Origin of the sequence: Streptomyces sp. KR55 (assembly GCF_052245645.1) — a bacterium.
GTDB lineage: Bacteria > Actinomycetota > Actinomycetes > Streptomycetales > Streptomycetaceae > Streptomyces > Streptomyces flavusporus.
Genome location: NZ_JBQQCE010000287.1, coordinates 1 through 12363, shown reverse-complemented (window position 1 = coordinate 12363; position 12363 = coordinate 1). Strand labels below are relative to the sequence as shown.

Below are 12363 nucleotides of genomic sequence, written 5' to 3'. Positions count from 1 at the left end.
GGACGGGCGGCGCAAGTCGATCCAGCCGATGGCCGAGCGGCTGCCGGACGGCAACATGCAGGGCGAAGACCAGGTAGAGCAGCCGTAGCGACACAGTCCGAGATCCTTCCCGGCGCGTGGTGCTCTATCCATCGCTGCTGGTCACCGGGCCAGGCCGAGTTCTGGAACCCGACAGGGTATTCGGCCGGTCCAAGACGGGAAACATCGTCGTTACACTGGCCTTACCAGTAGCCTGAGTTCCATCAGCATGTCACCGGGAGCGAGAGAGAGGGATAACATCCCCTCTGTTGCCACTCATTTAAGACGTCGTGTCTCATGGCGGTGCCGTCACGGCCATGGTGGAAGCACCCACACGTGCCTCGTGGTGCGCGTCCGGAGCTCCGAACCATTCGCGTTTCGGTCCCGTCGTGGCACGCATCCAAGGGATTCGTCTGCACTGATGTATCTCGGGCACGTAACTGGTTCAGCGGCCCTCGCCGTTGCCGGGTGCGGCAGGCGTACCGGGTGCACCGCCCCGCTGGACCAGTCCCCGGGGCGGCAGGTCGAGCCGGACTCCGTACTCGCTGCGCGAGTACTACGCCCCGCACCTGCGGTCATTGCGCCGACCGATCTCCCAACTTGGTTTGCCACGCGGGGAGCTCTTTCTCCCGCACGGCCTCGGCGCGGCGGCCTCCATGGGCGAAGAAGTCGGCGAGCGGCAGGGTCGCGGCGCCCACCGTGACGGCGTCCGGGCCGAGTGTGCCGAGGTCGATGCCGACGCGTCCCGCGGGGTACGTCAACGCGTACGAGAAGGCGTGGGCGCGCACCGACTCCAGGAAGCGTGAGCCGAGCTGAAGACCGGCCCAGCCGCCGACCAGGATGCGTTCGGGCTGGAAGAGGTTGATCAGGTCGGAGAGGCCCGCGCCCAGGTACTCCGCGGTCTCCGCCAGGACGGCCTCCGCCACAGAGTCCGGCTCAGTGCCGTCCTGCGGGTAGGCGGCGGCGAGCATGGCGGTCAGCGCGGTCTCCTCGTCGGCATCCTGCGGCGGTCGTCCGCCGGCTTCCTGCCACCGCTCGAGCAGCGCCTCGGCTCCCGCGTACGCCTCCAGGCACCCCAGCGCCCCGCACCGGCATCTGCGACCCTGGACCCGCACCGTGAGGTGCCCCCATTCGACGGCCCGGCCGTGCTCGACGTCGTCCGTGACGACACACGCGCCGACGCCGGAACCGAAGAGTACGACCACGGCATTGCGGGCGCCGCGCCCGGCACCGAACCACATCTCTGCCTGGCCCAGCGTCTTGGCGCCGTTGTCGACGAAGTACGGGACGGTGTGGGGGAGTTGCTCCGAGAGGCGCAACATACGCTCCAGCGGGACGGCGTCCCAACCGATGGTCTGGCCGTGCACCACTGCGCCGCCCTCCGTGGTCCGCTCGACGATGCCGGGCACGCCGATGCCGACACCGAGCAGCCGCTCGGAGGTGAGGTTGGCCGCGTTGAGGACCTCGGCGATCCCGTCGCGGATGTGACCCACTATCAGGTCGACGTCGTACCGGGCCTGGGAGTGGGGTTTGCCGGTCGCCAACGGCCTTTCGGTGCGGGCCAGTTCGGCGAAGGAGAGGTCGAAGAGCTCGACGCGGACCCGGGTCTCGCCGACGTCGACGCCGATCATGTGGCCGCTTCCGGGAGCGATGCGCAGCAGGGTGCGCGGTCGGCCGCCGTCGGAGTCGACACTGCCGGCCTCTTCCACCAGCCCGTCGGCGAGCAGTTCGGCGACGACGTTGCTGATGGATCCCGAACTCAGCCCGGTGGCGGGGCCCAGCGAGTAGCGGCTCATCGATCCGTCGAAGTACAACCGTTGCAGTACGGCGGTGCGGTTCTCCCGCCGCAGGTCACGCACCGTTCGGCCGTTGCGCGCTCTCACCTTGCCCCCTCAATTTGTAGCCCTGCTCGGCAAGATACCCCTGCCGGATCCCTTGACGCGACTTTCTCTCGAGGTTTAACTCACGTCCTAAATTAAGCCTTGAGGGCCTTCTGGAGTCGAGCACGGTGTCGTTCCGGCCCGCCCTCTTCGGTATCCGCGACTCCCGGAAAGGGACACCTGGAGCCATGCGCAGAATCCGAGCCGCGGCTGTCGGCACCGTCACCCTGTCTCTCGTCCTTGCCGTGTCGGCCTGCGGCGGTGGTTCGTCGACGAACGGCGGCGGGTCCAACGACTCGCCGAAGACGCTCACCTACTGGGCCTCCAATCAGGGCGCGAGCATCGCCGTCGACAAGAAGGTCCTGCAACCCGAACTCGACAAGTTCGAGAAGCAGACCGGGATCAAGGTGAAGCTGGAGGTCGTGCCCTGGTCGGATCTGCTCAACCGGATCCTCACCGCGACGACTTCGGGTCAGGGCCCTGACGTCCTCAACATAGGCAACACCTGGAGCGCCTCTCTGCAGGCTTCCGGCGCCTTGCTGGCCTGGGACGACAAGAACTTCGACAAGATCGGCGGCAAGGACCGCTTCGTGGAGTCCGCGCTGGGCTCCACGGGTGTGCAGGGGCAGGATCCGGCCGCGGTGCCGCTGTACTCGATGGCGTACGCGCTCTACTACAACAAGAAGATGTTCAAGGAAGCGGGCATCGAGAAGCCGCCCGCGACCTGGGACGAGCTGGTCGCCGACGGCAAGAAGATCTCCAAGAACGGGAAGTGGGGCCTCGGCGCCGAGGGCTCGAACCTGTCCAACAACATCCACCAGGTCTTCGTCCTCGGCAAGCAGCACGGTGCCGACTTCTTCTCCGCGGACGGCAAGCCCGACTTCACCTCCGACGGCGCGGTCGCGGCGGTCAAGCAGTACGTCGACCTGATGGCCAAGGACAAGATCATCGCGCCCGGCAACGCCGAGTACGCCCAGAACCAGTCGCTGAGCGACTTCTCCAAGGGCAAGACGGCGATGGTCCTGTGGCAGACCGCCTCCGCCACGTTCACGGCGCAGGGCATGAGCGACGACGAGTGGGGCGTGGCCCCGGCACCCGTCCAGTCCGGCACCCCGGGTCAGGGCACGTCCACGAACTCGATGGTCGCCGGAATCAACCTGGCCGTCTTCAAGAACACCAAGAACATCGACGGCGCCACGAAGTTCGTGAAGTTCATGACCAGCGACGCCGAGCAGAAGATCCTCAACAAGGCCTACGGCTCCATCCCGCCGGTGAAGGCCGCGCAGTCGGACCAGGCTTTCAGCGGCCCGGCCACGGCGGCCCTGCGGGAGACCCTCGCCACGAGCGCCGCGGCGCTGCCGCAGGTCCCCGAGGAGTCGCAGTTCGAGACGGCAGTCGGCACGGCCGTCAAGGAGCTGTTCGCCGACGCCGCCGCCGGACGCCCGGTGACCACCGCGTCGGTGAAAGCGAAACTCGAAAAGGCCCAGCAGCAGATGCCGACGAAGTGAGCACGGACACTGCCATGACCACGACCGCTGCCCACGAGGTTGGCGAGCGGGCCGTGCGGAAGAGTTCCTCCGGTGCGGCGCGCGGCCCGCGCCGCACCGGGCGGATCCGCCGCATCGGACTGCCGTATCTGCTCGTCCTGCCCGCCCTGCTCCTGGAACTCCTGGTCCATCTGGTGCCGATGGTGATCGGCATCGTGATGAGCTTCAAGGAGCTCACCCAGTTCTACATCCGCGACTGGGGCACCGCGCCCTGGTCGGGCGTGGAGAACTACCGCCTGTCCGTGGACTTCGACGCGCCCGTCGGCGAGGCGCTGCTCCACTCGTTCCTGATCACCTGCGCGTTCACCGTCCTCTCGGTCGGGCTGTGCTGGCTGCTTGGCACGGCAGCCGCGATCTTCATGCAGGACACGTTCCGCGGCCGCGGCTTCCTGCGCGCGGTCTTTCTCGTCCCGTACGCGCTTCCCGTGTACGCGGCCGTCATCACCTGGGCGTTCATGTTCCAGCACGACAACGGCCTGGTGAACCACGTCCTGCACGACCAGCTGGGTCTCACCGACAGCCCCGCCTTCTGGCTGATCGGCGACAACAGCTTCGTCGCGCTGCTGACCGTCTCGGTGTGGAAGGGCTGGCCGTTCGCCTTCCTCATCGTGATGGCGGGCCTGCAGAACATCCCGAAGGAACTGTACGAGGCTGCGGCCCTCGACGGCGCGGGGATGTGGCAGCAGATCCGCCGCATCACCCTGCCGTCGCTGCGCCCGGTCAACCAGGTACTGGTCCTCGTCCTGTTCCTGTGGACGTTCAACGACTTCAACACGCCGTACGTGCTGTTCGGCAAGGCGGCGCCGGAGGCCGCGGACCTCATCTCGATCCACATCTACCAGTCGTCCTTCGTCACCTGGAACTTCGGCACCGGCTCCGCCATGTCGGTGCTCCTGCTGCTGTTCCTGCTCGTCGTGACGGGCGTCTACCTCCTGCTGACCTCCCGAGGAAGGAAGACCGCCGATGTCTAGGCTCTCGACGCCGCTCCGGTCTCCCATGGCGGCCCCGCGTTCCTTCCTCTGGTCGCGCCGCATCTTCCTGACCCTGCTCACCGGCTTCGTACTGCTGCCGGCGTACGTCATGCTCTCCAGCTCGCTGAAGCCGCTGGAGGACGTCTCGGGGAAGTTCCGCTGGCTGCCCAGCGGGCTCACCATCCGCCCCTACATCGACATCTGGACGACGGTCCCGCTGGCGAAGTACTTCGTGAACTCGCTGATCGTGGCCGGCGCGGCCACCGTGTGCTCGGTGATGATCGCGGTCTTCGCTGCGTACGCGGTGAGCCGTTACCGCTTCCGCGGCAAGCGCGTGTTCACGGTCACCGTGCTGTCCACCCAGATGTTCCCGGGGATCCTCTTCCTGCTGCCGCTCTTCCTGATCTACGTGAACATCGGCAACGCCACGGGCATCGCGCTCTTCGGCTCGCGCGGCGGCCTGATCCTCACGTACCTCACGTTCTCGCTGCCCTTCTCCATCTGGATGCTGATCGGGTACTTCGACTCCGTGCCGCGCGACTTGGACGAAGCCGCGCTGGTGGACGGCTGCGGGCCGCTCGGCGCGCTGTTCCGGGTCGTCGTGCCGGCCGCGATCCCCGGGATCGTCGCGGTCGCTGTCTACGCGTTCATGACGGCCTGGGGTGAGGTCCTGTTCGCGTCCGTGATGACCAACGACATGACCCGCACGCTCGCCGTGGGTCTTCAGGGCTACGCCACCCAGAACGACGTGTACTGGAACCAGGTCATGGCCGCCTCGCTCGTCGTCAGTGTCCCCGTGGTCGCGGGCTTCCTGCTGCTCCAGCGCTATCTCGTCACCGGACTCACCGCCGGCGCCGTGAAGTGACCAACCCCCTTACCCCTGAGAGGACTTCAGTGCCCGAGCCCATCGACCTGGCCGCATTCCCGCACGACTTCGCGTGGGGCACGGCCACTGCCGCGTACCAGATCGAGGGAGCGGTCGCCGAGGACGGCCGCTCGCCCTCGATCTGGGACACCTTCTCGCACACCCCCGGCAAGGTCGCAGGCGACGACAACGGAGACGTCGCCTGCGACCACTACCACCGCTGGCGCGAGGACATCGCCCTGATGCAGCAACTGGGCACCAACGCCTACCGGTTGTCGGTCGCCTGGCCGCGGATCCTGCCCGGCGGCGACGGGACGGTCAACGCCAAGGGCCTCGACTTCTACGACGCGCTGATCGACGGCCTCCTGAAGGCGGGCATCACACCATCCGTCACCGTCTACCACTGGGACCTGCCACAGGTGCTTCAGGACCGGGGCGGCTGGCCCGAGCGGGACACCGCCGAGCGGTTCGCCGCTTACGCCTCCGTGGTCGCCGAGCGCCTGGGTGACCGGGTCCACCACTGGACGACGCTCAACGAACCGCTGTGCTCGGCCTGGATCGGCCACTTGGAGGGCCTGATGGCGCCGGGCCTGACGGACCTGACCGCGGCGATCCGGGCCTCGTACCATCTGCTCCTCGGCCACGGCCTGGCCACACAGGCGATCCGCGCCGCGGCCCCTGGCGCACAGGTCGGCATCGTCAACAACCTCTCCACCGTCCAGGCCGTCACCGAACGTCCCGAGGACATCGCCGCCGCCCACCGCATGGACGGCCACACCAACCGCTGGTGGCTCGACCCCGTCCACGGCCGCGGGTTCCCCACCGACATGCGCGAGGTCTACGGCGTAGAACTCCCGGAATACGCAGGCGACTTGGAGACCATCGCCCAGCCCCTGGACTGGCTGGGCCTGAACTACTACTTCCCGGCCACGGTCGCCGACGATCCCAAGGGCCCGGCCCCGTACGCCCGTCAGGTCCGCCGCCCGGGCGTGCCGCGCACCGGCATGGACTGGGAGATCGACGCCACCGGCATCGAGACCCTGCTGCTGCGCCTCACCCACGAATACGGCGCCCGCAAGCTGTACGTCACCGAGAACGGCTCCGCCTTCCCCGACGTCGTACGCCCCGACGGCACGATCGACGATCCCGAACGCACGGAGTACCTGGTCCAGCACCTTGCGGCCTGCGCGAGCGCCGCCCGCAAGGGTGCGCCCCTGGCCGGCTACTACGCCTGGTCCCTGCTGGACAACTTCGAGTGGGCGTACGGCTACGACAAGCGCTTCGGCCTCGTCCACGTCGACTACCGGACCCAGGTCCGCACCATCAAGGGCAGCGGCCACCGGTACGCCGACATCATTCACAGCCACCGGGGCCATGGCCGCCGCGCCGCCTGAGGTGCACTGACGTGTGAGCCGGCACCGGAGGGCGGGACCGTCAGGGTGAACTGCGGGGCGGATTCCGAGCGCGCCATGGGGCGGAAAGCGTGGAGGTTCCCCCAGCGCTCTGCTCGGCACCGCGCCCGGCCTCACCTCGGGCGCCGGCAGCGTGCCATGACGCCCTGCCGACACTCACTGCTCGCCATGGGGCTGTTGGTCAAGGCGAAGGCCGTTCTTCCTCCACGAAGACGTCGAGGCCAGTGAGGCGGCGGCGCGAGCCGAACCCAGGCCTGAGGCGGCGCGCAGCGACCTGAGAGCCAACAGGAGGACGCCGATGTCGTCCAGATAGACAGGGTCGGGCAGGAGGTCGGTGGGCAGCACCAGGTAGAGGACGGCACCCCAGAAGACCCAGCGTGGTCCCGACGGGAGTCCGGCGCGGCGCAGCCGCCGGCGGGCGCGCACGAGGCGGACCAGCACGGTGACCGCCGCAGCGAGGGTGGCTGCCCCGAGGATCGAGACAACGAGGATCACGGTCCAGGCCTTGGAGGTAGGGGTAAATGTCGTCCGTACCAAAGCATGTGACTGTCCGTCACTGACTCGGCTGGTGAGGCCGCACGGCCTGCCCGCGGGGGTCTCGCAGCCCAAGTGCACTCGTCCCACGGGGAATTCCCAATGGTCCATACCTTGACGCCAGGCTTACTTCACATCTTAAATCTCGGAGTGAAGTAATCCTTCCTTGGCATCGACCGGGATGCGCCGGGGCGCTTTGGCATCAATGTCATGTGCACGACAAGATTTTCCACCCCACATCCGAGAGGGAGAGTCATGGGCTTCCCGTCCTTACCTCAGCGGCTTCAGCGGCAGCAATCGACCGGAAAGGGACGGTGATCCGATGAACATCACCCTTTCGCGCGGCCTGCTCTGCACCGCCGCCGTCGCGTTGATCGCCGGCCTGAGCGCCGCCCCCGCGTGGTCCGCTGCCGCAGCCACCGGACAGATCACCGGGATCGGGGGCAAGTGTGTGGACGTGGCGGGCGCGAACACGGCGAACGGCACCCCCGTACAGCTCTACGACTGCAACGGCACCGCGGCCCAGCAGTGGACCGTGAACTCCGACGGCACCATCAGGGCCCTCGGCAAGTGCCTCGACGTCGCCTCCGGTGGCACGGCCGACGGCACCGTCGTCCAGTTGTGGGACTGCAACGGTACCGAGGCCCAGCGGTGGAACGTCACCGCCGCCCGCGACATCGTCAACCCCCAGGCCGACAAGTGCCTGGACGCCACCGGCAACAGCTCCGCCAACGGAACCCGCCTGCAGATCTGGACCTGCACCGGCGGCGCCAACCAGAAGTGGACCGCGCCCGCCGTCGGAGGCTCCGACCCCGTGCCCCCCGGCAGCATGGCTGTCGCTCCCTACCTCTACAACGGCTGGGGAAGCCCGCCGAACCCGACCACCGTCATGAGCGCGACCGGGGTCAAGTGGTTCACCCTCGCCTTCGTCCTCAGCAACGGCTACTGCAACCCCCAGTGGGACGGCAGCCGGCCCTTGACCGGCGGGGTCGACCAGCAGACCATCAACACCGTCCGCGCGGCGGGCGGCGACGTCATCCCGTCGTTCGGCGGCTGGAGCGGCAACAAGCTGGAGAGCTCCTGCTCCAGCAGCGCCGAACTGGCGGCTGCATATCAGAAGGTCGTCAACGCATACGGGCTCAAGGCGATCGACATCGACATCGAGGCCGCCGCGTACGACAGCCCCACCGTCCAGCAGCGCACGGTCGACGCTCTGAAGATCCTCAAGGCCAACAACCCCGGCATCAAGGTGTACATCACCTTCGGCACCGGCCAGAACGGCCCCGACTCCAGTCTCATCAGCAAGGCAGCGGCGTCCGGTCTGACCGTGGACAGCTGGACGATCATGCCGTTCAACTTCGGCGGCGCGGGCCAGAACATGGGGACCCTCACCGTCCAGGCGGCCGAGGGACTCAAGACCGCTGTCAAGAACGCCTACGGCTACAGCGACGACCAGGCCTACCGGCACACCGGAATCTCGTCGATGAACGGCATCACCGACCAAGGCGAGACCGTCACGGTGGCCGACTTCCGCACCATCCTCGGCTACGCGCAGCAGCGCCACCTGGCGCGGCTGACGTTCTGGTCCGTCAACCGGGACCGCCCGTGCACGGGAGGCGGGGCCGACACCTGCTCCGGCGTCCCGCAGCAGTCATGGGAGTTCACCAAGGTCTTCGTGGGCTACAACGGCTGACCGCGCCCTTCCTACCCCCACACTCGGCCGACTCGTCGGCAAGGCACAGGAGGAATTGTGCTCGGATCCCTACGCATACCCCCAGCGGGCCGCCGCAGTCCGACCCACAGAACACGGCCGTGGGTGGCCGCACTCGTGGTCGCGGCCTCGGCCGCATCCATCCTGACGGGTGCCCCTTCCCAGGCCGCCCCCTCGCGAGCTGCTGCCCAGGCCGCCGCCCTCCCCAGCGGCTGGGCCACCGTCGTGAACAGCGGCAGCGGCAAGTGCCTGGACGCACGGGCCGCCGCGACCGCGAACGGCACCGCGGTGCAGCAGTACAGCTGCAACAACACCACGGCGCAGCAGTGGAGTTTCACGTCGACCAGCGACGGCTATGTGCGGATCGGCAACCGCAACGAGGCGAACCAGGTCGTGGACGTCACGGATGTGTCCACTGCCGACAACGCCCCCGTGCAGCTGTGGACGTACGGCGGCGGGAACAACCAGCAGTGGCAGGCCGTGGACGAGGGCGGCGGCGCCTACCACTTCGTCAACCGGCACAGCGGCAAGTGCCTGGACGTCCCGTCCGCGTCGACCGCCGACAGTGTGCAGCTGGTGCAGTACACATGCAACGGGACGGCGGCCCAGCGCTTTCAGGTGGCGCCCGTGAGCACCTTGCCCGGGGATGTCGACCTCGGCCCGAACGTGGTCGTGTTCGACCCGTCGATGCCGTCGTCGACGATCCAGAGTCGGCTGAACTCAATCTTCGAGCAGCAGGAGACGAACCAGTTCGGCTCCCAGCGCTACGCGGTGATGTTCAAGCCGGGCACCTACAACAACAACGTCAACGTCGGCTTCTACACCCAGGTCCTCGGACTGGGGCAGTCGCCCGACGCGGTGACGATCAACGGTGCCGTGCACGTGGAGGCCGACTGGTTCCCGCCGCAGAACGCCACGCACAACTTCTGGCGCGGCGCGGAGAACCTGTCGGTCAATCCGTCGGGCGGCACGGACCGCTGGGCGGTCTCGCAGGCGTCCGGCTATCGCCGCATGCACGTTCGCGGTGATCTGGAGCTGAGCGACGGCGGCTGGTCCAGCGGCGGCTTCATGGCCGACACCAAGATCGACGGCCAGGTGCGGTCCGGTACCCAGCAGCAGTGGCTGACCCGCAACTCCCAGCTCGGCAGCTGGAACGGCTCCAACTGGAACATGGTCTTCGTCGGCAGCCAGGGCGTGCCGGGCAACAGCTTCCCCAACCCGCCGTACACCACCGTGGACCGCACCCCCACGGTCCGTGAGAAGCCCTTCCTTTACGTGGACGGCTCCGGTGCCTACAGGGTGTTCGTGCCGTCCCTGCGAGCCGATTCGACGGCGACGACATGGGCGAACGGGAATGCCGCGGGCACGTCGCTCGGCATGGACCAGTTCTACGTCGTCAAGCCCGGGGCGAGCGCCGCGCAGATCAACGCGGCCCTGGCGGAGGGCAAGAACCTCCTGGTCACACCCGGTGTCTACCACCTCAACCAGACGTTGCGGGTGACCCGTCCCGATACCGTCGTGCTCGGCCTGGGGCTCGCCACGTTCATCCCGGACAACGGCATTACGGCCATGACGGTCGCGGACGTCGACGGCGTCAAGGTCGCGGGCATCCTCTTCGACGCGGGCACGACCAACTCACAGACACTGATGGAGGTCGGGCCGACGGGCTCGTCGGTGTCGCACGCGGCCAACCCCACATCTCTGCACGACGTGTACTTCCGCGTCGGCGGCGCCGCGGTCGGCAAGGCGACCACCAGCCTGGTGGTCAACAGCGACAACGTCATCGGCGACCACATGTGGATCTGGCGCGGCGACCACGGCACCGGCGTGGGCTGGAACACCAATACGGCAGACACGGGACTTGTCGTGAACGGCGACAACGTGACCATGTACGGACTGTTCGTCGAGCACTACCAGAAGTATCAGACCGTCTGGAACGGCAATGGCGGACGCACGTACTTCTATCAGAACGAAATGCCCTATGACCCCCCCAACCAGGCTGCCTGGATGAACGGTTCGACACAGGGCTACGCCGCCTACAAGGTCGCCGGCTCCGTCACGAGCCATCAAGCGTACGGACTCGGCAGCTACTGCTTCTTCAACGTCGACCCGAGCGTCACAGCGGAGCGCGCCTTTGAGGTCCCCAATAACCCGAACGTGCAGTTCCGCAACATGGTGACCGTCTCACTCGGCGGCACCGGCACCATCCGGCATGTCATCAACGACCGGGGCGGCCCGTCCAACTCCTCCACCAACGTCGCCAACCTCGTGAACTACCCATGACGGGGACCGCAGCGCGCGGCTGACCGACTACCGGGGCTCCTCGCTTCAGCACCGGGCTCAAGCCCGGTGCTGAAGCGGATGCCGAGAGCGCTGAGACCCGCAGGTCATGGCGGACAGCCTCGGTTCTACCCATGACTGTCGGGTGGCCGGCCCTGACGCCGCCTGACCGCACACACCGGGTCCGGCCACACCCGAAGAGCGGGCCGGCGCGACGATCGAGCCCGATCTGCGGGCTTCCCACGCATGGAAGTCCCAGGATCCGGAAGAGGCTGATCGAATCCTGGACTGCGGCATCCATTCACTCATCACGGCTCCGCCACGTGCCCGGGGGATGCGGATGGGTGTGGTCACCTTCTGGCGCTCGCGTCTGCCCGGGCCATTCGACGAGGCAGAGCTGTCGTACGCCGCGGAGCTGGCCGCCAAGGCCGCCGTCGCCATGGACAATGCCCGCCGCTACACCTGCGAGCGCAACACCGCGCTGACCCTGCAGCGCAGCCTGCTGCCCCAGCGGCTCCCCGCGCAGCCGGCGGTGGAGATCGCCTCCCATTGTCTGCCGGTGGGCTCACAGGCAGGGTGGGCGGCGACTGGTTCGACGTGATCCCGCTGTCCGGGGGCCGGGTCGCCCTCGTCGTCGGGGATGTCGTCGGCCACGGCATCCACGCCTCCGCCACCATGGGCAGGCTGCGCACCGCCGTACGGACCCTGGCCGACGTCGACCTGCCACCCGACGAGCTCCTCACACACCTGGACGACCTGGTCATTCACCTGGCCGGCGATGAACATGATCGGCCCGGCATTGCGGAAGGCGTGCATCTGGCCGTATCCGGCGTCGGCCACGACGACCCGGCCGTCCAGCCCCCATCCCCGCGCCTCGTCGATCGCGTCCAGGGCCAGCCGCCACTTCTCCCGGTGCCCCGCACCACTGCCGGGCCGCCCCGCCCGACTGGTCGCCCGCCTTGGGGAAGGAGGTGTCGTCGATCACCCACGCCTCCGGGGCGATCGCCGCACACGCATTCGACGCGACCGCCCGCAGCACCGGAGTGTGATCCCACGGAGACTGGCTGACGAACTGCTGCAACGCCTGCATGTTGCCGTCCGGCAGCCGCTCGGCCATCGGCTGGATCGACTTGCGCCGCCCGTCT

Annotated in this window: 8 protein-coding genes and 2 pseudogenes; 7 read left to right on the top strand and 3 right to left on the bottom strand. The window is 67.9% G+C overall.

Going from position 1 to position 12363, the window contains the following annotated elements:
- Positions 1 to 593: 593 nt before the first annotated feature.
- Positions 594 to 1901, bottom strand: a complete 1308-nt coding sequence (locus ACTWQJ_RS33215; protein WP_443310209.1) for an ROK family transcriptional regulator — start codon at positions 1899 to 1901, stop codon at positions 594 to 596.
- Positions 1902 to 2086: 185 nt separating this feature from the next.
- Between ACTWQJ_RS33215 and ACTWQJ_RS33210 the strand changes: the two genes are divergently transcribed.
- The 4 genes from ACTWQJ_RS33210 to ACTWQJ_RS33195 are packed head-to-tail and all read left to right on the top strand — an operon-like array spanning position 2087 to position 6675.
- Positions 2087 to 3406: an ABC transporter substrate-binding protein gene (locus tag ACTWQJ_RS33210; protein WP_443310208.1), complete on the top strand. Its 1320-nt coding sequence runs from the start codon at positions 2087 to 2089 to the stop codon at positions 3404 to 3406.
- Between the two features lie 14 nt (positions 3407 to 3420).
- Positions 3421 to 4416, top strand: a complete 996-nt coding sequence (locus ACTWQJ_RS33205) for a carbohydrate ABC transporter permease (RefSeq protein WP_443310207.1) — start codon at positions 3421 to 3423, stop codon at positions 4414 to 4416.
- Entirely contained in the window at positions 4409 to 5281 is an 873-nt protein-coding gene (locus ACTWQJ_RS33200; protein WP_443310206.1) for a carbohydrate ABC transporter permease, read from the top strand. The genes ACTWQJ_RS33205 and ACTWQJ_RS33200 overlap by 8 nt, the downstream gene beginning before the upstream one ends.
- Before the next feature lie 29 nt (positions 5282 to 5310).
- Entirely contained in the window at positions 5311 to 6675 is a 1365-nt protein-coding gene (locus tag ACTWQJ_RS33195) for a GH1 family beta-glucosidase (protein WP_443310205.1), read from the top strand.
- Positions 6676 to 6849: 174 nt separating this feature from the next.
- Here the strand turns inward: ACTWQJ_RS33195 and ACTWQJ_RS33190 are convergent, their stop codons facing one another.
- Entirely contained in the window at positions 6850 to 7188 is a 339-nt protein-coding gene (locus ACTWQJ_RS33190; RefSeq protein ID WP_443310204.1) for a DUF1232 domain-containing protein, read from the bottom strand.
- 361 nt (positions 7189 to 7549) lie between these two features.
- On the opposite strand from ACTWQJ_RS33190, the gene ACTWQJ_RS33185 reads away from it, so the two are divergent.
- The 3 genes and pseudogenes from ACTWQJ_RS33185 to ACTWQJ_RS33175 form a co-directional block, all read left to right on the top strand.
- Positions 7550 to 8920, top strand: a complete 1371-nt coding sequence (locus ACTWQJ_RS33185; protein WP_443310203.1) for a ricin-type beta-trefoil lectin domain protein — start codon at positions 7550 to 7552, stop codon at positions 8918 to 8920.
- A gap of 123 nt (positions 8921 to 9043) precedes the next feature.
- Positions 9044 to 11221 (top strand): RICIN domain-containing protein, encoded by a 2178-nt coding sequence (locus ACTWQJ_RS33180; RefSeq protein ID WP_443310202.1) that lies wholly within the window; start codon positions 9044 to 9046, stop codon positions 11219 to 11221.
- 573 nt (positions 11222 to 11794) lie between these two features.
- Positions 11795 to 11938 (top strand): annotated as a pseudogene (locus ACTWQJ_RS33175) (SpoIIE family protein phosphatase); the annotation flags it as partial.
- A gap of 78 nt (positions 11939 to 12016) precedes the next feature.
- Here the strand turns inward: ACTWQJ_RS33175 and ACTWQJ_RS33170 are convergent.
- Positions 12017 to 12363: pseudogene (locus tag ACTWQJ_RS33170) on the bottom strand (transposase); the annotation flags it as partial.

Bases quoted from the DNA above. Each gene is read 5' to 3' on its own strand.
- ACTWQJ_RS33210 (WP_443310208.1), top strand. From the start codon at position 2,087: ATGCGCAGAATCCGAGCCGCGGCTGTCGGCACCGTCACCCTGTCTCTC.
- ACTWQJ_RS33205 (WP_443310207.1), top strand. From the start codon at position 3,421: ATGACCACGACCGCTGCCCACGAGGTTGGCGAGCGGGCCGTGCGGAAG.
- ACTWQJ_RS33200 (WP_443310206.1), top strand. From the start codon at position 4,409: ATGTCTAGGCTCTCGACGCCGCTCCGGTCTCCCATGGCGGCCCCGCGT.
- ACTWQJ_RS33185 (WP_443310203.1), top strand. From the start codon at position 7,550: ATGAACATCACCCTTTCGCGCGGCCTGCTCTGCACCGCCGCCGTCGCG.